We start from the raw sequence: 22,658 nt of genomic DNA on the forward strand, positions 1-22,658 counted from the left end.
GCCGTCCTGCGGCCTGCCGCGCCCGTGCGCAACCGCCGGATTGTCCGGGCCGCAGGGAACGAAGAGATGAGCCGCCGTATCGCATCGCTTGGCATTGCCGCCCTCGCCGGCCTCGTGGCGACGGCTGCCGCGGCAACCGATCTCGACATCATCAACGCGCCGGAGATCGACGTGTCCGGGAGCGCGGCGGCGCAGGGCTGGTACGTTCGCGGCGACCTCGGCTATGCCGGCTGGACCAAGGCCGGGCGGGCGAGCGTGACGCAGTCCGGCGTGTCGACGGATTTCGACGAGGGGCGATTCTCGCATCCCGTCTCCTTCGGCGCGGGCCTCGGCTACCAGTTCGGCGATATCGTGCGCGCGGACCTGACGGCCGACTTCTCCCGGGACGATTTCGAGGGCAGGGCGGCCTGCGCCGGCGGGGCCTGCGCCTTCAAGGCCGACTATTCCACCGTCGGCCTCATGGTGAACGGCTATGCCGATCTCGGCACGTTCGCCGGCTTCACGCCCTATGTCGGCGCGGGGCTGGGGGCGACCTATCTCGACTGGCGCGATGCCGCCTGCTCCGGGGCGGGCTGCACGAGCGCCGGCCTCGAAGGCAAGGACGATTTCCGTTTCACCTACGCCCTGATGGCGGGCGCTTCCGTGGACCTCGCCCCGCGCGTCAAGCTCGACGTCGGCTACCGCTTCTCCGACACCGCCGGCGGCGCGGCCTTCGGTGCCGGGGCCATGGATGTGCGGGACGACGGCCTTCGCAAGCACGAATTCCGCATCGGCCTTCGCGTTCCCCTCTGGTAGGCCGGCCACCGTTTCCATTGCGCCGGATTATTTTTCATTTCCGACATATCGCGCTTGACTTCCAGCAAGCCCTCCCATATCCACGGCGGCGGGACACCCTTCCCCAACGAAGGGCTTTCTATCTGGAAGGATAGCCATCATGACGAAGACCGTCACCCCGCCGGACGTGCGTCCGAACAATACCCATTTCTCTTCTGGCCCGTGCTCGAAGCGTCCCGACTGGTCGCTCGAAGCGCTTTCCGATGCTCCGCTCGGTCGTTCGCACCGCGCCAAGATCGGCAAGACCAAGCTCAAGCAGGCCATTGATCTCACCCGCGACGTCCTGGAAGTGCCGGTGGATTACCGCATCGGCATCGTGCCGGCCTCCGACACCGGCGCCGTCGAGATGGCGCTGTGGTCGCTGCTTGGGCCCCGCGGCGTCGACATGGTCGCCTGGGAGAGCTTCGGTTCGGGCTGGGTCTCGGACGTCGTGAAGGAGCTGAAGCTCCCCGACACCCGCAAGATCACCGCCGACTATGGCCTTCTTCCCGACCTTTCCACGATCGATTTCGACCGTGACGTGGTCTTCACCTGGAACGGCACGACCTCGGGCGTGCGCGTGCCGAACGCCGACTTCATCCCGGCCGGCCGCAAGGGCCTGACGATCTGCGACGCCACTTCGGCCGCCTTCGCGCAGAACCTCGATTTCGCCAAGCTCGACGTCGTCACCTTCTCCTGGCAGAAGGTGCTGGGCGGCGAGGGCGCGCACGGCGTCATCATCCTCAGCCCCCGCGCCGTCGAGCGGCTGGAGAGCTACACGCCTTCCTGGCCGATGCCGAAGATCTTCCGCATGACGAAGGGCGGCAAGCTCATCGAGGGCATCTTCCAGGGCGAGACGATCAACACGCCCTCCATGCTCTGCGTCGAGGACTATATCGATGCGCTCCTCTGGGCAAAGCAGGTCGGCGGGCTCACGGGCCTGATGGCCCGCGCCGACGCCAATGCCAAGGTCATCTTCGATTTCGTCGAGAAGAACGACTGGATCGCCAACCTCGCCAGGGACCCGGCGACGCGCTCCAACACCTCGGTCTGCCTGACGATCGTCGACAAGGACGTGCTGGCGCTCGACGCCGAGGCGCAGGCAGCCTTCGCCAAGGGCCTCGTCTCGGCTCTCGACAGAGAGGGTGTCGCCTACGACATCGGCGCCTACCGCGATGCTCCCTCGGGTCTTCGCATCTGGGCCGGTGCCACCATCGACACCGCCGATCTCGAGGCGCTGATGCCCTGGCTGACCTGGGCCTTCGAGACCCAGAAGGCGACGCTTTCCAAGGCTGCGGCCTGATTTCGCGACCGGCTTCGTCCGCAGGGCGAAGCCACCTTTATCTCCATCTCCCCAGACCGATTTAAGGAGGCCTCTCGTGGCACCTCGCGTACTCGTATCCGACGAACTCTCGGAAACCGCCGTCCAGATCTTTCGCGATCGCGGCGTCGAAGTCGATTTCCAGCCGAAGCTCGGCAAGGACAAGGAAAAGCTCGCCGAGATCATCGGCAACTATGACGGCCTTGCCATCCGCTCCGCCACCAAGGCGACCGAGAAGCTGATCGCGGCGGCGACCAACCTCAAGGTCATCGGCCGCGCCGGTATCGGCGTCGACAATGTGGATATCCCGGCCGCCTCGCGCCGTGGCATCATCGTCATGAATACGCCCTTCGGCAACTCGATCACCACCGCCGAGCACGCCATCGCGCTGATGTTCGCCGTCGCCCGCCAGCTTCCGTCCGCGGACGCCTCGACCCAGGCCGGCAAGTGGGAGAAGTCGAAGTTCATGGGCGTCGAGATCACCGGCAAGACGCTCGGCGTCATCGGCGCCGGCAATATCGGCTCCATCGTCTGCTCGCGCGCCATCGGCCTCAAGATGCGCGTTCTGGCCTACGACCCCTTCCTTTCCAAGGAACGGGCCGAGGAGATGGGCGTGCAGAAGGTCGAGCTCGACGAGCTGCTGGCGCAGGCCGATTTCATCACGCTGCATGTGCCGCTGACCGACAAGACCCGCAACATCCTCAATGCCGAGGCGCTGGCCAAGACCAAGCCGGGCGTTCGCATCGTCAACTGCGCCCGCGGCGGTCTCGTGGACGAGGCGGCGCTTGCCGAGGCCATCAAGTCCGGCCATGTCGCCGGCGCCGGCTTCGACGTGTTCGAGGTCGAGCCCGCCACGGAAAGCCCGCTCTTCGGCCTGTCGAACGTCGTGTGCACGCCGCATCTCGGCGCCTCGACCACGGAAGCGCAGGAGAACGTCGCCCTCCAGGTCGCCGAGCAGATGTCGGACTACCTCGTCAAGGGCGCGGTCTCGAACGCCATCAACATGCCGTCGATCACGGCGGAGGAAGCGCCGATCCTGAAGCCCTTCATCCGCCTTGCCGACGTGCTCGGCGCCTTCGTCGGCCAGGTCACGGAAAGCGCGATCAAGGAAATCGAGATCCTCTATGACGGCTCGACGGCGGGCATGAACACCAAGGCGCTGACGAGCGCGGCGCTCGCCGGCCTCATCCGCTCGCAGGTCGCCGACGTCAACATGGTCTCCGCGCCCATCATGATCAAGGAGAAGGGGATCATCCTCTCCGAGGTGAAGCGCGACAAGTCGGGCGTCTTCGACGGCTATATCCGCCTCACGGTGAAGACCGCCAACCAGACCCGCTCGATCGCCGGCACGGTCTTCTCCGACGGCAAGCCGCGCTTCATCCAGATCAAGGGCATCAACCTCGACGCCGACGTCGGCAGCCACATGGTCTACATCACCAATACCGACGTTCCCGGCATGATCGGCTTCATCGGCACGACGCTGGGCGGTGCCGGCGTCAACATCGCCAACTTCCAGCTCGGCCGCGACAAGCAGGGAGGCGATGCCATCGCGCTGCTCTATGTCGACGGCGCGGTCTCGGACGCGGTGCTGGACAAGCTGCGCGCCAACGAGGCGATCCGCCAGGTCAAGCCGCTGGTCTTCAACGTCGACTGATCTTCGTCCTCCCAAGACGGAATGGAAAAGGCCCGCCGGAATCCTCCGGCGGGCCTTTTCGCGTCACGCCTTCTTCGGCCGGCCCCATTCGGCGACCGCGATGCCGCCGAGCACGAGCAGCAGCGCGACGATGTGGAACGGGTGCAGCGTCTCGCCGATCAGGAACACCGAAAGCAGCGTGCCGAAAACGGGAATGGCGTTGATGAAGAGGCCGGCGCGGTTGGCGCCGATCATCTCGACGCCGAACACGTAGAGCACCTGCGAGAGCAGCGAGGGGAAGATGCCGGCATAGACGACGATGGCCCAGCCGGTCGCATCGGGAAAGATCGTGGCGCCGCGCGACAGTTCCCATAAGAGGAGGGGAACGGCGCTGACGAGCGCGCCGACGACGGGCGCGGCGATGAAGCTCTGCCAGTGCAGTTCCGGCTTCCAGCGCAGCGAGACCGTGTAGCCGGCATAGACGATGCAGGCGAGCAGCATCAAGAGATCGCCGAAGTTGAACTGCAGTTCGGCAAGCGCCGAGAACTCGCCGTGCGCGGCCGTCACCAGCACGCCGACGAGCGTGACGGTGAAGCCGAGGATCTGGGCGAACGAGGCCTGGATGCGGAACAGCAGGAAATTGAAGACGAAGATCAGCATGGGAATGCCGGCCTGCTCGATGACGGCATTGATGGCGCTGGTATAGCCGAGCGCCGTATAGAGCAGGGCATTGAAGGCGGTGAAGCCGAAGACGCCGTAGAGCAGGAGCTGGAGCCAGTGCCGGCGGATGACCGGCCAGTCGCGCCGCACCTGCGGGGCCATGAAGGCAAGCACGAGGAGAAGCGCGATCGTCCAGCGGAACGTGGTCAGCGCCATCGGGCTCACATGGCCGACGGCGAGCTTGCCGGCGACCGAATTGCCACCCCAGAAAAGCGATGTGATGGTCAGGTACAGATAGGCTCTGATGTTCAAGGGCGGGTCGTCCGGATGGAGGGATGGTTCGGGCGGGGTGCCGGCGGGCGCTCCACATAAGGCGAAAAACCATGCGGTGTCATGCAAAAACCGGAGAGCGCCCGCCATAACAGGGTCGCATTCCCATAGACAACACAGTATAGATGCGCGGGTTTCAAGCCCGGCGCATCTCCATGCGCCTCAACGGTAAAGCGCTCGTGCGCGAAAACGGGAAAGATGAAATGACGAACGTGGTGGTTGTCGGATCGCAATGGGGTGACGAAGGCAAGGGCAAGATTGTCGACTGGCTTTCCGAACGCGCCGATATCGTTGTGCGCTTCCAGGGCGGTCACAATGCCGGCCATACGCTCGTCATCGACGGCGTGAGCTACAAGCTCTCGCTGCTGCCGTCCGGCGTCGTGCGTCCGGGCAAGATGGCCGTCATCGGCAACGGCGTCGTCGTCGACCCGCATGCGCTGATCGCCGAGATCGACAAGCTGGAAAAGCAGGGCGTCAAGATCTCGCCGGAGAACCTGCGCATCGCCGACAACGCGACGCTTATCCTCTCGCTGCACCGCGAGCTCGACGGCATCCGTGAGGACGCTGCTTCCAGGTCCAATTCCGGCGTCAAGATCGGCACGACCCGCCGCGGCATCGGCCCGGCCTACGAGGACAAGGTCGGCCGCCGCGCGATCCGCATCATGGACCTTGCCGACCTCGACACGCTGTCCGGCAAGGTCGAGCGCCTGTTGACCCACCACAACGCCCTTCGCCGGGGTCTTGGCGAGGCGGAGATCGCGCATGAGACGATCATGCAGGAACTGACCTCGGTGGCCGATCGCGTGCTGCCCTACCGCGACACGGTCTGGGTGCTGCTCGACCAGGAGCGTCGCCGCGGCGCGCGCATCCTGTTCGAAGGCGCGCAGGGCTCGCTCCTCGATATCGACCACGGCACCTATCCGTTCGTCACCTCCTCCAACACCGTCGCCGGCCAGGCCGCCGCCGGTTCCGGCATGGGCCCGGGCTCGCTCGGCTATATCCTCGGCATCACCAAGGCCTATACGACCCGCGTCGGCGAAGGCCCGTTCCCGACGGAACTGACCGACGAGATCGGCCAGTTCCTCGGCGAGAAGGGCCGCGAGTTCGGCACGGTGACGGGCCGCAAGCGCCGCTGCGGCTGGTTCGACGCCGCGCTGGTGCGCCAGTCGGTCGCCACCAACGGCATCACCGGCATCGCGCTCACCAAGCTCGACGTCCTCGACGGCCTCGACGAACTGAAGATCTGCGTCGGCTACAAGCTCGACGGCAAGGAGATCGACCACCTGCCGGCAAGCCAGGGCCAGCAGGCCCGCGTCGAGCCCGTCTACATCACGCTCGAAGGCTGGAAGGAATCGACCGTCGGCGCACGGAGCTGGGCGGATCTGCCGGCCCAGGCGATCAAATATGTGCGCCAGGTCGAGGAGCTGATCGGCGCGCCCGTCGCCCTGCTTTCGACCAGCCCGGAGCGCGACGACACCATACTTGTGACCGACCCGTTTGAGGACTAATCTCAAGCTCAACACCAGTTCCGTGACGTATTCCAATGGGATAGCGAGCGGACACGACGGAAAGTTCTGATGGCGGATTTTGTAGCAGTCATTCGAAGGGCCGTGGACGGCCTCTCGGACAACAATGCCGAGATGCGGCAGAAGGTTTACGAGAAGGCCCGCGGCGCCGTCCGCCGGCAGCTCGAATCCATGAACCCGCGCCCTTCCGATGAGCTCATGAAGCGCCAGCTCGACAAGCTCGAGGCGGCGATCGGCGACGTCGAGACCGAACACGCCGAAGCCTTGCCGGCCGAAGAGCCGGTGGAGGCGCTGCCGGTCGAGGAAGAGACCGTCGCCGTCGTCGAGCCGGAGCCCCAGCCCGTCGAAACCGAACCGGAAGAGCACGTCGAGCCCGCCGAGGAAGCGGTGCCGGCCGTCGGGGAAGAGCCCGTTGCCGAGCCGGTGGCGGAAGCCAAGCCGGTCGTCGTCGTGGACGAACCCGTTCACGAGGAGCCGATTGCCGAAGAGCCTGCCGTCGAGGAAGCTGTCGCCGAGGAGCCCGTCGCCGAGGAAAGCGTCGTCCACGAAGAGGTGGTCGCCGTGGAGGCGCATACCGAGCCGTCCTGGCAGGTAGAGGCCGAACCGGCCGAAGACTACGTGCCGTCCTGGCACGAACCGGAACAGGCTGCGGCGGCTGCGGACGTCCATCCCGAACTGCCTGTCGAGCCCGAACAGCAGGTCTATCCGGTCCACGACGCCGTCGTGCCCGAGGCGGAGCCGGTCGCCGATGCCCGCATGCCGGCATCCGAAGCCGAGTGGGACTGGCAGGAGGCCGTATCCGTCACCACCCCGGCCGAAAAGCCGGAAGAGGCCGTGCCGGCGGACGATCCGCTCGCCTGGGAATGGCCGGACGAGAAGGCGACCCGGTCCGACGCCGCGCAGGCTGCGCCCGCCAGGACGAACGAGTGGGGCGATCTCGAAGACCTGATCGGCTTTACCCCGAAGACCGCGGCAGGTGTGGCCGCTGCGACGACGCCCGCGGCGGATGCCGGGCTTGCCGCTGCCGCGGCGGAGCCGGCCCGTGCGCCGCAGCGTTCCTTCCGCGCCGAACCGCGCAAGTCGCGCTTCAGCCTTGCGGCCCTTGCCGCGACCGTCGCGGTCCTTGCCGTCGTCGGCGGAGCGGGGGCGGCCTACTGGTTCAACCGTGATGCGGTGAACGGCTGGGTCGACGCGCGCATCGCCTCCTTCACGGCGCCTTCCGAAAAGCCTGTGGAGACCTCCAAGGCCGGGGATACGGCCGAGGGCAGCCGCAGCCTGCCGGCGAATGCGGGCTCCGGGACGGGCGAAGCGGCGGGCAAGGGCAACGGCACCGAAGTGGCGTCCGCATCGCCCGCAAGCGGCGGCAAATTCACCCAGCGCCTGCTGGAGGACGGTTCGGAAGTGGACGAAGGCCCGGCGCCGGCGCTCGACGGCGCGAGCGAAGAGGGCAAGTCCGTCTCCGCACAGACGACGGCCGATGCCGGCGGCGTGGCGGCAGGCGCCACCGAGGGCGCGGCGCAGACGCCGGCCGGCGGCGAGACCGCCACGACCACCGGCGCCGCAACGACCGCTGCGGCAAGCGGCGATCAGGCCGCTGCCGGCGTGGCGCAGAAGATGTTCCTTTACGAGGAGCGCCTCGGCCAGACGTCGCCGACGGCCATCGAAGGCACGGTCGCCTGGTCGACCGCGGAGGAATCGCCGGGCGGCGACGCCAAGCCTGAGCCCGTGGTGCGCGCGCAGATCAACGTGCCCTCCAAGGGCCTGACGGCGCTGATCACCTTCCGCCGCAACACCGACAAGTCGCTGCCGGCGAGCCATATCGTCGAGCTGGTCTTCTCGCTGCCGGAGAATTTCGAGGGCGGCGGCATCGAGAGCGTCCAGCGCGTGGCGATGAAGCGCACCGAGCAGGACCGCGGCGACGCGCTGATCGCCGTGCCGGCGAAGATCACCGACGATTTCCACATGATCGCGCTCAACGATTTCCCGGAAGCCATCGCCAAGAACACCGAGCTCCTGCGTACGCGGAGCTGGATCGACATTCCGATCACCTACCGCAACGGCCGCCGTGCCCTGCTGACGCTCGACAAGGGCAAAGCCGGCGCGGAAGCCTTCGACAAGGTGATGAAGGCCTGGGCGAGCCTCGGCGGCGGGGCGGCCAATCGGTAAGCGCGAAAAGCAATTTTATCATGAAAAAGGCCCGGCATCGCTGCCGGGCCTTTTTCATGTCTGTTCGGTCGCCTGCGGTCAGGCGTCTTCGATGACGCGCACGGCGCGGGCCTGTTCGGCCGCGTATTTCTGCACGGCTTCCTGGACCTTCTCGAAGGCGCGCACCTCGATCTGGCGCACCCGCTCGCGGCTGATGTCGAACTCGGAGGAGAGCTCTTCCAGCGTCACCGGATCCTCGGCGAGGCGGCGGGCCTCGAAGATGCGGCGCTCGCGGTCGTTGAGGACGCCCATGGCCCGGGCCAGCATGGCGCGGCGCGTGTCCAGTTCGTCCTGCTCGATGAGCGTTTCTTCCTGGCTGTCATGGTCGTCGACGAGCCAGTCCTGCCACTGTCCGCTGTCGCCTTCGGATGCCTTGATCGGGGCATTCAGCGAGGCGTCGCCGGACAGGCGGCGGTTCATCGAGACGACTTCGTCTTCCGAGACGTTGAGCTTGGTCGCGATCTCCTTGACCTGGTCGGGGCGCAGGTCGCCGTCCTCGATGGCTTGGATCTTGCCCTTCATGCGGCGAAGGTTGAAGAACAGGCGCTTCTGGTTGGCGGTCGTGCCCATCTTGACCAGCGACCACGAGCGCAGGATGTATTCCTGGATCGAGGCCTTGATCCACCACATGGCATAGGTCGCAAGGCGGAAGCCGCGCTCCGGGTCGAACTTCTTGACGGCCTGCATCAGGCCGACATTGCCCTCGGAAACGACTTCGCCGATCGGCAGGCCGTAGCCGCGATAGCCCATCGCGATCTTGGCGACGAGGCGAAGGTGGCTTGTGACGAGCTGATGGGCGGCGTTGCGGTCGCCGTGCTCCTGGTAACGCTTGGCGAGCATGTATTCCTGCTGCGGCTCAAGCATGGGAAACTTGCGGATCTCATCGAGATAGCGGTTGAGACCGCCTTCTCCGGCCGTGATCGACGGCAGCGTGTTACGGGCCATTCAGCACCCCTTTCTGAGACGGCTTCCTTGCGGCAAGCCTTGGCACGGAGCTCGATCCCGAAACCGGATCCCCGCCGGAACCATGCTCCCCGTGGGTCATGGCGACCCCACGATCCTACAGATAGGTATGGCGAAACAATGTTTCAAGGTGCCGCAGGGCTTCACGGCTGCGTGAAGGCGGTGGTGGAGACGGATTGTGCGACACAGGCTTGAGATGGGGACGCCGCCCGGAAAATCAAGGGTCCGTGGGGGCGTCCATCGTGCGCAGCGCTTCGATGAGGCGTTCCATGTCGGCCGGCGGCGGGGCCTCGAAATGCATGGTCTCGCCGGTCGAGGGGTGCTCGAACTGCAGGAGGAAGGCATGCAGCGCCTGGCGGCGGAAGCCGTTCACCACCTTGCGCGCATCCTCCGGCAGGCGGTTCGCCTTGGTCTTGAAGGCTGCGCCGTATTCCGGGTCGCCGATCAGCGGGTTGCCGATATGGGCCATGTGCACGCGGATCTGGTGCGTGCGGCCGGTCTCCAGGTGGCATTCGACCAGCGAGGCGAGGCTGATGGCATCCTCGCCTTCGCCGAAGCGCTCGATGACTTCGTAGTGCGTGATGGCCTCGCGGGCGTCCTCGGCATCCTCGCGCTTGACGGCGCGCTTGGTGCGGTCGGCGCCGCGGCCGAGCGGGGCGTCGATCGTGCCGCGAAGCTGGCGCGGGCGGCCCCAGACGACGGCCTGGTAGGCGCGCTCCAGCGGGCCGGAGCGGCCGTGGTCGGCGAACTGGTCGGAGAGGTGGCGGTGGGCCGCGTCGTTCTTGGCGACGACCATGACGCCGCTCGTCTCCTTGTCGAGCCGGTGCACGATGCCGGGGCGCCGCACGCCGCCGATGCCCGACAGGCTTTCCCCGCAATGGTGGATGAGCGCATTGACGAGCGTCCCCGTCCAATTGCCGACGGCCGGATGCACGACGAGGCCGGCGGGCTTGACGAGCACGATGAGGTCGTCGTCCTCGTAAAGCACGTCGAGCGGGATGTCCTCGCCCTTCGGCTCGGGATCGCGCGGGGCGGGCATGGTGAACTCGACGACGTCGCCGGGGCGCACCTTGCGCTTGGGCTCCAGCATCGGCGCGCCGTTGACGAGGGCCGCGCCCTCCTCGATCAGCGCCTTGATGCGGCTGCGCGAATAATCGCCGGCCAGCGTGGCGGCGAGCCAGGCGTCGATGCGCCCTTCGGCGTCTTCCGGCACCGTCAGGACTTTTCTTGTGGCGTCGGCTTCTTTAAAGGGGTCGCTCATCGTCTCACTCAAAACGCATTGCCGGAAGGGCCGACATGTCCAACATCGAAACCGACGATCAGGAAGAAAAGCCGCTCGATCCGGTGATGGAGAATGTGCGGCGCAAGATGATCCGCCTCCAGCTCGTCTCGGGCGGCATCATGCTCCTGATGTTCATGGCGGTGCTCGCGGCCATTGTCTATAAGATCACCACGCGGGATGGCAAGCCGCAAGCGGCAGGCGTTGCCTCCGGCGTCGCGGTGCCGAGCGATGCGCCCGTCAAGGCGACCGCGGCGCTGCCGGACGGTTTCGCCGTCTCGGCGGTCTCCCAGTCGAACGGTCAGATCCTCTTCTACGGCGTCATGGCCGACGGCGCGCGCCGGGCCTTCCTCTTCGATATCGCCTCCGGCCGCACGGTCGCCGAGATCGATATCAAGGGCAACTGACCGCCATGGCGGCCGATCCCGTCCGCATCGAGGACCCCGCGGACCCGCGTATCTCCGGTTTCGTGTCGATCCGCGAGCGGGACCTGACCGGCCGCGACGGGCTGTTCATCGCCGAAGGCACGGTGGTGCTGCGCATGCTCGGGCAGGCGGCGGCGCGGGCGAACGGCTTTGCCGCCGAGGCGATCCTGCTTCTCGAAAACCGCCTTGCCGGCATCGCCGACCTGCTGGAGGCCTTTCCGCCGGGCGTGCCGGTCTATGTCGCCTCGGCCGCGGTCTTCGATGCCATCGCCGGCTTCAACATGCATCGCGGCGTGCTGGCGCTCGGCCGCAAGCCGGCGGCGGAAGCGGAGGCCGGCCTTCTCGGCCGCTTGCCCGAAACGAGCCTCGTGCTCGCAGGCTGCGGGCTTTCCAACCACGACAATGTCGGCTCGATCTTCCGCAACGCCGCCGCCTTCGGCGCCGACGCCGTCTTTCTCGACGAGACCTCCTGCGATCCGCTCTACCGCAAGGCGATCCGCGTTTCCGTCGGCTCGGTGCTGGCCGTGCCGTTTGCGCGCAGGCTCCCGGCGCAGGCCATGCTGCACGGGCTTGCCGATGCCGGCTTCGATATCTGGGGGCTTTCGCCGCGCGGGGAGGTGCTCGTCTCGGCCATTCCCGCGGCGCGGCGCATCGCGCTGGTGCTCGGGACGGAAGGCGAGGGACTGCCGCAAGGCATCCTCGCCTCGTTCCGCACCGCCCGCATTCCCCAGCGGCCGGGGCTCGACAGCCTCAACGTCGCGACGGCAAGCGGCATCGCGCTTTACGAGATCGCCTCGGCGATGGGGCGGATCGGCTAGCTTTCCTCGCCGTTGAGGCGCTCGCGCACCCGCCGGGCGAGGCTGCGCTCGTCGCCGTCGAGGGTGGGGTCGATGGTGGCGATCAGCTCGTGCACGGGGGAATTGGCGCCTTCGCGGGCGGCGGTCAGCACGATCATCTTGCTGGCGAGATCGGCCATCTCCTCGCGCAGCGCCGTGTCGTTCGTCGTCGAGCCCGCCGCAAGCAGGCGCTCCGTCAGCGCGGTGCCCTGGTTGCGCACGTCCTCTTCCAGCGCGGCGATGTCGAGCGGCGGCTGGGGCTTTTCCGTCCGCCGCGCGGCGATGCGGTTCGTCGCGATCGTGCGGGCAAGGCCGGTCGCGCGGGTTGCCTTGGCCACTTCCTTGTTTTCCGCCGTCAATGTCTTCACCTTGTCGCGCAGGCGGTTGATCTCCGCTATGCGCCGTTCGATCGCGTTGTCCTTGTCGGCGTTGCCGGCAAGCTCGCGCGTCAGCCTCGTTTCGAGCTGGCGCACGCGGCCTTCCTCGCGCGAAAGGCGCAGTTCCAGCCCCTTGGCCTTCTCGATCGCCGCCTTCAGCTCCTCGCGCAGCTTTTCCCGCTCGTCGCGAAGGTTGCCGGCGCGGCTCTTGATGTTCTCCACCGCCGTGTCGCGCGTGGCGAGCTCGATCTTCATGTTGTCGAGGTCGGCATTGAGGTGGTTGATGATGCCGTTCAGCTTCTCGATATCGGCGAGCCGGGCGCGCAGCTCCCGGTCGGCGCCGGCAAGCGCCGCCTTCAACTGCTCGCTCTTCATTTCCTCCCGGCGCAGCAGGGAGCGCATGTCGCCGGCCTCGATGTTCATGTCGGCGATCTGGGCGTGAAGCTCGGCGTTCTCCGTGCCGATCGCCGCGGCCTCGGCGAGGAGCTTCTCGTTGCGCACCATGGTCAGCGTGTGCTTTTCCCGCTCCTGGCGCACGCTCTCGCTGAGGCGGGCGTTTTCCGCGGCGAAGGCGGCGCGCGCCATGTCCTTCTGCGCGCGCACTTCCTGCGGGCTCAGCGGCATGGTGGCCAGCATGCGGTTTTCGGTGAACTTGACGATGCGCTTCTGGATGACCGGCGCGAGAAGCAGGCCGGTCAGCGTGGCGGCCAGGAAGCCGAGCGTGAACAGAAGGGCGTACTCGATCACGGGTTACTCGTTCCAAAACATGGCCCGAACGGGCGCGGACGAGCGCACTATAGCGGCTCGTCCGGCCTTGCGGGAGAGGGTGCCTGTGCGAATTCGGCACGCGGTTAATGGACGGGCGGGGCCGGCCGTTCATTCGCCTTTGAGGATCAGAAGGGGTTCCAGGTCGGCTGGCGCGTCAGCTTGAGGTAGCCGGCATTGATGCCGATGCGGGCGCCGATGCCGGTGCGGATCGGCACGAGCACGATGTCGCGGTTGACATGGACCTGCATGCCGAAGCCGGCGATGACATAGGCCGAGCCCGAGACGCCGCCGAAACGGTCGTAGAGGGCGTTCACGTCCGGCAGGTTGTAGACGAGCATCATGGTGCGGCTGCCCTGTCCGCCCCAGTCGAGGCCGAGCGAGGGGCCCTGCCAGAAGACGGGATGCTGGCCGGCATTCTTGGTGTTGAGCGTGCCTTCGCCGTAGGTCAGGCCCGCGAGGAAGGCGCCCGAGCCCTCCTGGCCGAGGATATAGCCGTTCGGCAGGCCGTAGGATTCGAAGGCGCGCTCGACGAGCTTGGCAAGCCCGCCCGAGGTCTCGCCGAAGAAGCCGTGGCCGGCATCGATGATCTCCTGCAGGGAATATTGGCCGTTGTTCTGCTGTGCGCTTGCCGGCGCGGCCAGAAGGAGCGCCAGAAATGCCGCAATCGCGAGCCTGACTGTCGCCGTGACCAGATTTGAAACACTCATGTCCCGTTCGCCTTCCCTGTGTTCGGCCTCCGTTCCATGAGCCAATTTGACCTTAGGGTCTTAACAATCGGTTTACCAAATGTGGTGTCATTATGGCTGTCTTCAAATCGGGCACGCCTCGCGCAATCGTGGCGTGCTATGCGTCGCGCGGAATGTACCCGCGTGCGCCTTCACTAGGCGTCCCGCGATGAATGAATGCGTGGATCTGGGAGAATTTTATGGCGAAAAATCCGAACCTTACGCTCACGGGTCCCGACCTGGCGGCGCTGCTTTGCAGCCGTGTCTGCCATGACGTCATCTCGCCCGTCGGCGCGATCAACAACGGGCTGGAACTGCTCGACGAGGGCGGCGCGGACACCGAGGCGATGGACCTCATCCGCACCAGTGCGCTCAACGCCTCCGTCCGGCTGAAGTTCGCCCGCCTCGCCTTCGGTGCTTCAGGCTCCGTCGGCGCCTCGATCGATACGGGCGAGGCGGAAAAGGCCGCGCGCGACTTCGCCGCCGCCGAAAAGAAGACGGAAATCACCTGGGCGGGCCCGCGCGCCATCGTCGCGAAGAACCGGGTCAAGCTGCTGCTCAACCTGTTCCTCATCGCCTACGGCGCCATTCCGCGCGGCGGCTCGATCGACGTGACGCTGGAAAACCCGGAATTCGACGCGGTCTTCAAGCTCGCCGTGAAGGGCCGCATGCTGCGCGTGCCGCCGAAGTTCACGGAAATCCTCTCCGGCACGCCGGAAGAGGCGGTCGACGCCCATTCCATCCAGCCCTACTACACGGTGCTGCTCGCCGACGAGGCGGGCATGGAGCTGGACGTTTCGGCAAGCCCCGAGGAAATCGTCTTCTCGGCCCGCACGGTTCCGGCCTCCGAATGATTCCGGCTGGCGGCCGTGGACGTTAACCATGGCCGCTAACGCTTTGTTTGCCAGGCGTCGGTAGAGTTGGTCCCGTATCGTTCCCGCTTTTCGAGCGGGAGACCTAGGAGCAGCTCATGCAGCGGTTGATGATCGCCGACGGTTCCGATGTCGTCCGGAAGGTCGGCAAGCGTATTCTTTCCGGTTTCGATTTCCTCGTGCTCGAGGCGTCGAGTTCGCTCGAGGCGCTGGTGCGCTGCGAGGCGGAGCTGCCCAATATCCTCATCGTCGATTCCACCATGGATGGCGCGCTCGAGCTGATCGGCAATGTGCGCAACCTGCCGCAGGGCAAGTCCGTGCGCATCTACTACTGCGTGGTCGAGGCGGACCTGAAGAAGATGATGATGGGCAAGCGCGCCGGGGCGGACGATTTCCTGCTCAAGCCCTTCGACCGCAAGATCCTCACCCAGGTCTTCGGCAACCTGTCGATCGCCGCCTGAGGCAGGACGAGACCGGCTCGCGCCGTACTCACTTGGGCGGGCAAAACCCGCGAATCCCTCTTTCGTCATGATCGGGCTTGACCCGACCATCCATCGCCGTTGCGGAAAGTGGATCCTCGGGTCAAGCCCGAGGATGACGACAGTGTGCGTGTGTGCGTGGGGGATGGCATGACGTTTAACCGCCCAAAAGAAAACCCGCCGGCAAGCGGCGGGTCGAGTTCTTGAGCGGGGCAGGGGGATCAGGCGCTTTCGGCGTAGTCGCCGCCGTCGGGTTCGCGCAGCACGTAGCCGCGGCCCCAGACCGTCTCGATATAGTTCGCGCCGCCGGCGGCGTTGGCCAGCTTCTTGCGCAGCTTGCAGATGAAGACGTCGATGATCTTCAGTTCCGGCTCGTCCATGCCGCCGTAAAGGTGGTTCAGGAACATTTCCTTGGTGAGCGTCGTGCCCTTGCGCAGCGAGAGCAGCTCGAGCATCTGGTATTCCTTGCCCGTCAGGTGCACGCGCTGACCGCCGACTTCGACCGTCTTGGCGTCGAGGTTGACGATGAGCTCGCCCGTGGCGATGACCGACTGGGCATGGCCCTTGGAGCGGCGCACGATGGCGTGGATGCGGGCAACGAGCTCGTCCTTGTGGAAGGGCTTCGTCATGTAGTCGTCGGCGCCGAAGCCGAGGCCGCGCACTTTGTCCTCGATGCCGGCCATGCCGGAGAGGATCAGGATCGGCGTCTTGACCTTGGAAAGGCGCAGCGTGCGCAGGACTTCGTAACCCGACATGTCGGGCAGGTTGAGATCGAGCAGGATGATATCGTAATCATACAACTTGCCCAGATCGACACCTTCCTCGCCGAGGTCGGTGGTATATACATTGAAGCTTTCGGACTTCAGCATCAATTCGATGCTCTGCGCCGTCGCGCTGTCGTCCTCAATGAGTAGAACCCGCATATCTGTCCCCTTTTCCGCCGCTCAAGGTACCTGGCCCCCTACGCGATACGGATCCAGTCGTTGCCTGATTTGGAGGCTGCCACGAAATGGTTAACAAATCCTGATTCACTTTGGCAAGGTGTATCGATCTGTTAATTATTGTAGGCAGACTCCTGATTTCATACATGAATCGGAAATGTGTCTCTTAATCTTTCACATTAAGGAGCACGGCTAACCGACTCTTTCGACTCATCAATGCAGCCACCCTGTTTTTTGTGAACTGCATTTACCGAGCCTTAAATCATCCTCCCTATGATTAACGATGCCCGTAAACGAAAGGTTACCAGCGGTAGGATTTCATTAATCTCGCTGAATTTTTTTGAAAGATCCGGCCGTGTTTGCCGGATTGCGGGCGGAAATGCCGGCTTGCGGCGTGCGGTGGATGCCGCGCACGCAGGCTGATTTGAATGCCGGGGTCTCGCTATCCACGGGAGTATTGCGTATGAAGTCGCGTGAGAGCCTAGTTCGCCTGAAGGAATTTCAGGTGAAAGACAAGAGACGGCAACTGGCCCAGCTCCAGCTTATGATGTCCGAATTCGAACGGATGTCGAAGGAGCTGGAAAGCCAGATCGCCATCGAGGAAAAGAAGTCGGGGATCACCGATCCCAACCACTTCGCCTATCCGACCTTTGCCAAGGCGGCGCGCCAGCGCTCCGACAATCTCCAGGTCTCGATCCGGGAGCTGAAGGTGCAGCAGGATGCGGCGGAACTGGCGCTGGAAGAGGCGGAGGCGGAATTCGCCAAGGCTTCGGCGCTGGAAGAGCGCGACAACGCGGTGCGCATGCGCGCCTGACCCGACAAAGGTTCTGGAGGACCCTCGCGAGCGGCCGGAAGACCGCTCACGAGGGCTCTTCGCGTTTGTCGCGGCCTCTTAAAGATTGACGACGTCCTGCCAGTCCTTGTGGCGCATGGCCTGCGCGCGGAAGAAGGGGCAGAGCGGCATGATCTTCCAGCCGCCCTTGCGCGCCTCGTCCACCGCGTGGGCGGCGAGCGCCTGGCCGACGCCCTTGCCGCGCAGCGCATCCGGCACGCCGGTATGGTCGACGATGATCAGGTGAGGGGAGGAGCGGGAATAGGTCAGTTCCGCCTCGTGCCCTTCGATGACGGTGAAGTAGCGCCCCTTGGCGCCGTTTTCCTCATGCCGGATGTCCATGCGATGCTCCTCGCTTCGTTGCGTCGGAGCCATCCTTTCCCCTCGCGGCCGATCCCGCAAGCCGCAGGGCGGTGAACGCTGTGTTCCCGCCGGACACTGTCCCAAATACAACTGCGGCCGCGCAAGGCGCGGCCGCAGGGTCTTGAACGAAACGGAAAAAGCCTAGTGGCGGTACTGCTGGATGCGCGTGGTGCGCAGGCCGGCAAGGCCGTGGTCATTGATGGAGGACTGCCAGGACAGGAATTCTTCGACCGTCAGCGTATAACGCTCGCAGGCTTCCTCGAGGCTGAGAAGCCCGCCACGCACGGCAGCGACGACTTCGGCCTTCCGGCGAATCACCCAGCGCCGCGTGTTGGCCGGCGGCAGATCGGCGATCGTCAGGGGGCTGCCATCGGGGCCGATGACGTATTTAACGCGGGGTCGTATCAGATCGGTCATTGGACTCTCTACATAAACTCAAGACCATATGAGCGGACTGTAGCCCGCCACATTTAAGATTTGCCTAAGCGCACGCTAACAATTTTCTAATCTTTTGAGCGGCTTCGCCTGTACTGTCGCAGGGCGCAAGCCCCTGCTTTCCGTTACGTAGGGCTGTTTGCGGCTACCGCCCGAACGCAGGACAGGCCTGCAAATATTTCATTTCCATTTTATTCAAATACTGCTAATACGCGCCAAAATTTGGAGGCGGCATCGGGTCGATGCTACCGGAAACCTCCAGGAAGCATCCACATGAAGACTAGGGCGCCGCGCGCGAAGACGTGCGAGGAGCGCCGTAGCATTGGGAATTTGCCGGGCCGCAATCCACGCGATCGAGGCCGGCGGAGCGCCGCAAGCCGTTTGCCTTCGGGATACGGCTCTCGCGGCGTTTCCGACATCACCCGTGGGACGGGTGCTCCCAAGAAATTTCCGGACCGAGAATGCACACGAGCCCGGCGTTCGCGCCCGGCTGCTGGAAAACGGAAAATGAGAGATCCAGACAACATGCTCCTGCAGCAGGGTTGGTCGCCGGAAATCCTGTCCTCGGCCAATCTCGAAACCGTGCAGACCGAATACGAGGTGCTGCACCTCATGCGCCAGTGCGCCAACCATTTCCGCTTCAGCCATTTCCTGGTGGCGCGCTATCCGGCGAACGAGCAGCAGCGGTTCGCCGAGCGCCTGATGGTCAGCAACTGGCCGGCCGAGCTGGTGCGCAAATACGACGCGATGAACCTCTTCCACATCAGCCGGCTGGCGGTGGAGACCGGCATGACCAAGCTGCCGGTGCAGGGCGACAGCGCGCTCTTTTCGCCCGCCGACTGGGAAAGCGGCCAGTCGGGCGAGGCGATCGCGCTTGCCGAGATGCACGGGCTTGCCGCCTCCACGGCCTTCCTCCTGCACTCCACCACCTCCGATCCCTATCTCATGGTGTTTTCCGGCAAGCGCCTGCCGCTCGCCCGCCCGGAGCTGACGGAGCTCCATTTCTCCGCGCTCCAGCTTTTCGAATGTCTCGAAAAGACCTTCGCCGCGGCGACGGCGAGCCGGGAAAAGCTCTCCACCCGCGAGGTCGAATGCCTGCGCTGGGCGGCGGCCGGCAAGAGCAGCGACGAGATCGCAATCATCCTCGGCATCTCGGTCTATACGGTGAGCAGCTACTTCAAGAGCGCCACGCGCAAGCTGCAGGCCGTCAACCGCATGCAGGCGATCGCCGTCGCGCTGCGCCTCCGGCTCATCTGAGGGTCCGGAGCGCCGCGCCTGCGGGCGCCCGGCTTCTCTTGCTCTCGGGGCGGCAAGTTTCTATATGTCGCCCCGAAGGCGCTCCACAGGCAACGGGGCGCCGCAACGGCCGGTTTCGGCCCCAATTGACAGGTGCCTGCACTCCAGCCCTGCGGCGAGGCGGCACCGGAACGGACCTCGCGTGAACAGTCTCGATTTCGATCGCAAGCCGGAAGATACGCGCGTCGTCGTCGCCATGTCGGGCGGCGTCGACAGCTCCGTCGTGGCCGGCATTCTCAAACGCGAAGGCTACGACGTTCTCGGCATCACCCTGCAGCTCTACGACCACGGCGCGGCCGTGCACCGCGCCGGCTCGTGCTGCGCGGGCCAGGACATCGACGATGCGCGCCGCGTCTGCGAGACGCTCGGCATCCCGCACTACGTGCTCGACTACGAGAAGCGCTTCCGCGAGACGGTGATCAATCCCTTCGCCGAGAGCTATGTCGCGGGCGAGACGCCGATCCCCTGCGTTGCCTGCAACCAGACCGTCAAGTTCGCCGATCTCCTCGCGACCGCCAAGGATCTCGGCGCCGATGCGCTGGCGACGGGCCATTACATCCGCTCGCGCCCGAACCCGGTGCCGGGCGCGCCGCATCGCCGCGCGCTCTACCGGCCGGTCGATGCCGAGCGCGACCAGAGCTATTTCCTCTTCGCCACCACGCAGGAGCAGATCGATTACCTGCGCTTTCCGCTCGGCCATCTCTCCAAGGCCGAGACCCGGGCGCTTGCCGAGGAGATGGGCCTCGTCGTCGCCAGGAAGGCGGACAGCCAGGACATCTGCTTCGTGCCGCAGGGCAAGTATTCCGACATCGTCAACAAGCTGAAGCCGAATGCGGCGCTGGCGGGCGAGATCGTCCATATCGACGGGCGCGTACTCGGCCGCCACGAGGGCATCCTGCACTATACGATCGGCCAGCGCCGCGGCATCGGCATCGCGACGGGCGAGCCGCTCTATGTCGTCTATCTCGATGCCCGCTCGCGCCGCGTCATCGTCGGCCCCAGGCAAGCGCTGGAAACGCGCCGGCTCTACCTGCGCGACATCAACTGGCTCGGCGACGGCGAGCTTGCGGCGGTCGCCGCCGGCGGCTTCGATTGCTTCGCGAAGGTCCGCTCCACCCGCCCGCCGCGCCCGGCGCGCCTTGCTGCCAGCGAGGGCGGCATCTACGTGGAGCTTGCCGAGGGCGAGCCCGGCGTCGCCCCCGGCCAGGCCTGCGCCCTCTATTCCGGAGAAGGCGAGGACGCGCGCATCTACGGCGGCGGCTTCATCCTGCGCTCCGAGCGCGAGGCCGAGGCCGAGGACGCGCTGAAGCGCATCCTTTCCACCCCCGCGGCGGCCTGAGGCGCCCCGCCCGGCAAGGCCTTTGCGGACAAGGCGATTTTTCCTGCGAACGTCGCTTGACACCCGCGGGAACAGCACCTTATAAGCCGCGCACCGGACGGAAACGGGTGATCGTTCTCGATCGTCCCTTCGGGCGGCGGAGTAGCTCAGTAGGTTAGAGCAGAGGAATCATAATCCTTGTGTCGGGGGTTCGAATCCCTCCTCCGCTACCACCGCTCCACACACCATTCATGTGGAGCGACGAAGACGGTCTCCCGCTACCATTAGACCCCCCATAAAATCCGGGTGGGGGGATTGACCAGATCGGACCTCCGCTACCAGCCGGCCTTCCCGATAGGAAGTTGCTGGCAGGGCATTGTGGCAAGCGCCAGCCATAGAACGCGCTTATTCTTTCCCAATTTCATAGCGAAAACGTGCCCGGATGGTTCGATGCCGGTGTCACGTTCGTGCAGCCGTTGACTGCAATTATTTTGCGCTGTCGGCGCATTTAATTCCGTTTGCGTTCCATTCATGAGGTGCACACACTTCTTTCGGTCTGCCGGCCCGGGCGGCGGCGGCGGGGAGAAACGTGATGTCACATACAAGCGAAGCTACAACGCATCCGCGGCCGGGGTTTGCCGGCCGATGGCTGTTTTCCACCAATCACAAGGACATCGGCACGCTCTATCTGCTGCTCTCCATGCTGTCGGGCATTCTCGGCACCGGCCTTTCCGTCGCGCTGCGCATGGAACTGCAGGAGCCTGGCATGCAGATATTCTCCGATCCGGGCGTCTTCAACGTCGTCGTCAGCGCGCACGGGCTTGTGATGATCTTCTTCGTCATCATGCCGGCGCTGATCGGCGGCTTCGGCAACTGGTTCATCCCGATCATGATCGGCGCGCCGGACATGGCCTTCCCGCGCATGAACAACGTCTCGTTCTGGCTGCTGGTCGCCTCGCTCGTCCTGTTCATCCTGTCGATGTTCGTGCCGGGCGCCATCGGCGTGAACGGCCATGGCGGCGGCTGGACGCTCTATCCGCCCTATTCGAGCGGCGGGCAGCCGGGACCGGCGGTCGACCTCGTCATCCTGTCCATCCACCTTTCCGGCGCCTCGTCGATCCTCGGTGCGATCAACTTCATCACGACGATCCTCAACATGCGCGCGCCGGGCATGACGCTGCACAAGATGCCGCTCTTCGCCTGGGCGATGCTCGTCACCGCCTTCATGCTGCTCTTCTCGCTGCCGGTGCTGGCGGGCGCCGTCACCATGCTCCTCACCGACCGCAACTTCGGCACCACCTTCTTCGCGCCGGAAGGCGGCGGCGACCCGATCCTCTACCAGCATCTCTTCTGGTTCTTCGGCCACCCGGAAGTCTACATCATGATCCTGCCGGCCTTCGGCATCGTCAGCCATGTGATCTCGACCTTCTCGCGCAAACCGATCTTCGGCTATCTCGGCATGGCCTATGCCATGGTGGCGATCAGCGTCATCGGCTTTGTCGTGTGGGCGCACCACATGTTCACGGTCGGGCTGTCGCTGGATTCGCAGCGCTATTTCGCCTTTGCCTCCATGGTCATCGCCGTGCCGACGGGCATCAAGGTCTTCTCCTGGCTTGCCACGATGTGGGGCGGGTCGATCCGTTTCGCGACGCCGATGCTGTGGGCGACCGGCTTCGTGCTGCTCTTCACCATCGGCGGCGTCACCGGCGTGGTGCTCGCCAATCCGGGCCTCGACCGCGAACTGCACGATACCTACTACGTGATCGCGCATTTCCACTATGTCCTGTCGCTCGGCGCCGCCTTCGCCATCTTCGCGGCCTGGTACTACTGGTTCCCCAAGATGAGCGGCTACTTGATGAGCGAGACGCTCGGCAAGGTGCATTTCTGGCTGACCTTCATCGGCGTCAACCTCGTCTTCTTCCCGCAGCATTTCCTTGGGCTTGCCGGCATGCCGCGCCGCTATGCGGACTATCCGGACGCCTTCGCCGGGTGGAACTTCGTCTCCTCGACGGGCTCCTACATCTCCGCCGCCGGCCTTCTCGTCTTCTTCGTCGCCGTCGCGGAAGCCTTTGCGCGGAAGCGCGTGGCCGGCGACAATCCCTGGGGGGACGGGGCCACCACGCTCGAATGGTCGCTCTCCTCCCCGCCGCCCTTCCACCAGTTCACGTCGCTGCCGCTGATCAAGTAGGGGCGGCGGCGCCCCGCGCCGTCTCTTCTCTTTGCGCACGGACAAACGGGCATCCGCAATCTGTTCGCAACCG

The 22,658-nt window shown here is 65.3% G+C and carries 21 protein-coding genes and 1 tRNA gene; 14 read left to right on the forward strand and 8 right to left on the reverse strand.

Features of this window, described 5'->3' with window-relative positions; genetic code table 11:
• Positions 1 to 66: 66 nt before the first annotated feature.
• From HNQ66_RS11195 to serA, 3 genes are all read left to right on the forward strand, one after another.
• On the forward strand, positions 67 to 795 hold the full coding sequence (locus HNQ66_RS11195) for an outer membrane protein (RefSeq protein WP_210308735.1): 729 nt from the start codon (positions 67 to 69) through the stop codon (positions 793 to 795).
• Between the two features lie 139 nt (positions 796 to 934).
• Entirely contained in the window at positions 935 to 2,116 is a 1,182-nt protein-coding gene (locus HNQ66_RS11200) for a phosphoserine transaminase (RefSeq protein ID WP_184144114.1), read from the forward strand.
• 76 nt (positions 2,117 to 2,192) lie between these two features.
• On the forward strand, positions 2,193 to 3,788 hold the full coding sequence (gene serA, locus HNQ66_RS11205) for a phosphoglycerate dehydrogenase (RefSeq protein ID WP_184144116.1): 1,596 nt from the start codon (positions 2,193 to 2,195) through the stop codon (positions 3,786 to 3,788).
• A 63-nt stretch (positions 3,789 to 3,851) separates the two neighbouring features.
• On the opposite strand, the gene HNQ66_RS11210 is transcribed toward serA, so the two are convergent.
• Positions 3,852 to 4,739, reverse strand: a complete 888-nt coding sequence (locus tag HNQ66_RS11210) for a DMT family transporter (RefSeq protein WP_184144118.1) — start codon at positions 4,737 to 4,739, stop codon at positions 3,852 to 3,854.
• Positions 4,740 to 4,960: 221 nt separating this feature from the next.
• Here HNQ66_RS11210 and HNQ66_RS11215 point away from each other — a divergent pair, with 221 nt between their 5' ends.
• Both HNQ66_RS11215 and HNQ66_RS11220 read left to right on the forward strand, forming a co-directional pair.
• Positions 4,961 to 6,265 (forward strand): adenylosuccinate synthase, encoded by a 1,305-nt coding sequence (locus tag HNQ66_RS11215; protein WP_184144120.1) that lies wholly within the window; start codon positions 4,961 to 4,963, stop codon positions 6,263 to 6,265.
• A gap of 69 nt (positions 6,266 to 6,334) precedes the next feature.
• Positions 6,335 to 8,449 (forward strand): hypothetical protein, encoded by a 2,115-nt coding sequence (locus HNQ66_RS11220; RefSeq protein ID WP_184144122.1) that lies wholly within the window; start codon positions 6,335 to 6,337, stop codon positions 8,447 to 8,449.
• Positions 8,450 to 8,527: 78 nt separating this feature from the next.
• On the opposite strand, the gene rpoH is transcribed toward HNQ66_RS11220, so the two are convergent.
• A complete protein-coding gene (gene rpoH, locus HNQ66_RS11225) occupies positions 8,528 to 9,433 on the reverse strand; it encodes an RNA polymerase sigma factor RpoH (protein WP_184144124.1) in 906 nt (301 codons plus the stop codon).
• 235 nt (positions 9,434 to 9,668) lie between these two features.
• Entirely contained in the window at positions 9,669 to 10,712 is a 1,044-nt protein-coding gene (locus HNQ66_RS11230; RefSeq protein WP_184144126.1) for an RluA family pseudouridine synthase, read from the reverse strand.
• A 35-nt stretch (positions 10,713 to 10,747) separates the two neighbouring features.
• Between HNQ66_RS11230 and HNQ66_RS11235 the strand changes: the two genes are divergently transcribed.
• Both HNQ66_RS11235 and HNQ66_RS11240 read left to right on the forward strand, forming a co-directional pair.
• Positions 10,748 to 11,137 carry a hypothetical protein gene (locus HNQ66_RS11235; RefSeq protein WP_184144128.1) on the forward strand — a complete coding sequence of 130 codons (390 nt, stop codon included), beginning with the start codon at positions 10,748 to 10,750 and terminating at the stop codon, positions 11,135 to 11,137.
• 5 nt (positions 11,138 to 11,142) lie between these two features.
• Positions 11,143 to 11,973, forward strand: coding sequence for a TrmH family RNA methyltransferase (locus HNQ66_RS11240; RefSeq protein ID WP_184144130.1), 831 nt, complete (start codon positions 11,143 to 11,145; stop codon positions 11,971 to 11,973).
• Here the strand turns inward: HNQ66_RS11240 and HNQ66_RS11245 are convergent.
• Positions 11,970 to 13,115, reverse strand: a complete 1,146-nt coding sequence (locus HNQ66_RS11245; RefSeq protein WP_184144132.1) for a coiled-coil domain-containing protein — start codon at positions 13,113 to 13,115, stop codon at positions 11,970 to 11,972. The genes HNQ66_RS11240 and HNQ66_RS11245 overlap by 4 nt on opposite strands.
• Positions 13,116 to 13,261: 146 nt before the next feature.
• Positions 13,262 to 13,843, reverse strand: a complete 582-nt coding sequence (locus HNQ66_RS11250; RefSeq protein ID WP_184144134.1) for a DUF1134 domain-containing protein — start codon at positions 13,841 to 13,843, stop codon at positions 13,262 to 13,264.
• A 218-nt stretch (positions 13,844 to 14,061) separates the two neighbouring features.
• Between HNQ66_RS11250 and chpT the strand changes: the two genes are divergently transcribed.
• Positions 14,062 to 14,715, forward strand: a complete 654-nt coding sequence (gene chpT, locus HNQ66_RS11255; RefSeq protein ID WP_184144136.1) for a histidine phosphotransferase ChpT — start codon at positions 14,062 to 14,064, stop codon at positions 14,713 to 14,715.
• A gap of 116 nt (positions 14,716 to 14,831) precedes the next feature.
• A complete protein-coding gene (locus tag HNQ66_RS11260) occupies positions 14,832 to 15,194 on the forward strand; it encodes a response regulator (RefSeq protein WP_184144138.1) in 363 nt (120 codons plus the stop codon).
• A 239-nt stretch (positions 15,195 to 15,433) separates the two neighbouring features.
• On the opposite strand, the gene ctrA is transcribed toward HNQ66_RS11260, so the two are convergent.
• Positions 15,434 to 16,135 carry a response regulator transcription factor CtrA gene (gene ctrA / locus HNQ66_RS11265; RefSeq protein WP_184144140.1) on the reverse strand — a complete coding sequence of 234 codons (702 nt, stop codon included), beginning with the start codon at positions 16,133 to 16,135 and terminating at the stop codon, positions 15,434 to 15,436.
• A gap of 481 nt (positions 16,136 to 16,616) precedes the next feature.
• Between ctrA and HNQ66_RS11270 the strand changes: the two genes are divergently transcribed.
• Positions 16,617 to 16,967 (forward strand): flagellar export protein FliJ, encoded by a 351-nt coding sequence (locus tag HNQ66_RS11270; protein ID WP_184144142.1) that lies wholly within the window; start codon positions 16,617 to 16,619, stop codon positions 16,965 to 16,967.
• A 78-nt stretch (positions 16,968 to 17,045) separates the two neighbouring features.
• Here HNQ66_RS11270 and HNQ66_RS11275 read toward each other — a convergent pair whose 3' ends face one another.
• On the reverse strand, positions 17,046 to 17,327 hold the full coding sequence (locus HNQ66_RS11275; RefSeq protein WP_184144144.1) for a GNAT family N-acetyltransferase: 282 nt from the start codon (positions 17,325 to 17,327) through the stop codon (positions 17,046 to 17,048).
• 162 nt (positions 17,328 to 17,489) lie between these two features.
• Positions 17,490 to 17,765 (reverse strand): CtrA inhibitor SciP, encoded by a 276-nt coding sequence (sciP, locus tag HNQ66_RS11280; protein WP_023515011.1) that lies wholly within the window; start codon positions 17,763 to 17,765, stop codon positions 17,490 to 17,492.
• A gap of 525 nt (positions 17,766 to 18,290) precedes the next feature.
• Between sciP and HNQ66_RS11285 the strand changes: the two genes are divergently transcribed.
• From HNQ66_RS11285 to ctaD, 4 genes are all read left to right on the forward strand, one after another.
• Positions 18,291 to 19,040 carry a helix-turn-helix transcriptional regulator gene (locus HNQ66_RS11285; RefSeq protein ID WP_184144146.1) on the forward strand — a complete coding sequence of 250 codons (750 nt, stop codon included), beginning with the start codon at positions 18,291 to 18,293 and terminating at the stop codon, positions 19,038 to 19,040.
• A gap of 181 nt (positions 19,041 to 19,221) precedes the next feature.
• Positions 19,222 to 20,418, forward strand: coding sequence for a tRNA 2-thiouridine(34) synthase MnmA (mnmA, locus tag HNQ66_RS11290; RefSeq protein ID WP_184144148.1), 1,197 nt, complete (start codon positions 19,222 to 19,224; stop codon positions 20,416 to 20,418).
• A 135-nt stretch (positions 20,419 to 20,553) separates the two neighbouring features.
• Positions 20,554 to 20,630, forward strand: a tRNA-Met gene (locus HNQ66_RS11295).
• Positions 20,631 to 20,989: 359 nt separating this feature from the next.
• A complete protein-coding gene (gene ctaD, locus HNQ66_RS11300) occupies positions 20,990 to 22,585 on the forward strand; it encodes a cytochrome c oxidase subunit I (protein ID WP_184144150.1) in 1,596 nt (531 codons plus the stop codon).
• Positions 22,586 to 22,658: the final 73 nt, after the last annotated feature.

This window comes from Shinella fusca, from assembly GCF_014203155.1.
Classification (GTDB): Bacteria; Pseudomonadota; Alphaproteobacteria; order Rhizobiales; family Rhizobiaceae; genus Shinella; species Shinella fusca.

Bases quoted from the DNA above. Each gene is read 5' to 3' on its own strand.
- HNQ66_RS11195 (WP_210308735.1), top strand. From the start codon at position 67: ATGAGCCGCCGTATCGCATCGCTTGGCATTGCCGCCCTCGCCGGCCTC.
- HNQ66_RS11200 (WP_184144114.1), top strand. From the start codon at position 935: ATGACGAAGACCGTCACCCCGCCGGACGTGCGTCCGAACAATACCCAT.
- HNQ66_RS11215 (WP_184144120.1), top strand. From the start codon at position 4,961: ATGACGAACGTGGTGGTTGTCGGATCGCAATGGGGTGACGAAGGCAAG.
- HNQ66_RS11220 (WP_184144122.1), top strand. From the start codon at position 6,335: ATGGCGGATTTTGTAGCAGTCATTCGAAGGGCCGTGGACGGCCTCTCG.
- rpoH (WP_184144124.1), bottom strand. From the start codon at position 9,433: ATGGCCCGTAACACGCTGCCGTCGATCACGGCCGGAGAAGGCGGTCTC.
- HNQ66_RS11230 (WP_184144126.1), bottom strand. From the start codon at position 10,712: ATGAGCGACCCCTTTAAAGAAGCCGACGCCACAAGAAAAGTCCTGACG.
- HNQ66_RS11235 (WP_184144128.1), top strand. From the start codon at position 10,748: ATGTCCAACATCGAAACCGACGATCAGGAAGAAAAGCCGCTCGATCCG.
- HNQ66_RS11240 (WP_184144130.1), top strand. From the start codon at position 11,143: ATGGCGGCCGATCCCGTCCGCATCGAGGACCCCGCGGACCCGCGTATC.
- HNQ66_RS11250 (WP_184144134.1), bottom strand. From the start codon at position 13,843: ATGAGTGTTTCAAATCTGGTCACGGCGACAGTCAGGCTCGCGATTGCG.
- chpT (WP_184144136.1), top strand. From the start codon at position 14,062: ATGGCGAAAAATCCGAACCTTACGCTCACGGGTCCCGACCTGGCGGCG.
- HNQ66_RS11260 (WP_184144138.1), top strand. From the start codon at position 14,832: ATGCAGCGGTTGATGATCGCCGACGGTTCCGATGTCGTCCGGAAGGTC.
- ctrA (WP_184144140.1), bottom strand. From the start codon at position 16,135: ATGCGGGTTCTACTCATTGAGGACGACAGCGCGACGGCGCAGAGCATC.
- HNQ66_RS11270 (WP_184144142.1), top strand. From the start codon at position 16,617: ATGAAGTCGCGTGAGAGCCTAGTTCGCCTGAAGGAATTTCAGGTGAAA.
- HNQ66_RS11275 (WP_184144144.1), bottom strand. From the start codon at position 17,327: ATGGACATCCGGCATGAGGAAAACGGCGCCAAGGGGCGCTACTTCACC.
- sciP (WP_023515011.1), bottom strand. From the start codon at position 17,765: ATGACCGATCTGATACGACCCCGCGTTAAATACGTCATCGGCCCCGAT.
- HNQ66_RS11285 (WP_184144146.1), top strand. From the start codon at position 18,291: ATGAGAGATCCAGACAACATGCTCCTGCAGCAGGGTTGGTCGCCGGAA.
- ctaD (WP_184144150.1), top strand. From the start codon at position 20,990: ATGTCACATACAAGCGAAGCTACAACGCATCCGCGGCCGGGGTTTGCC.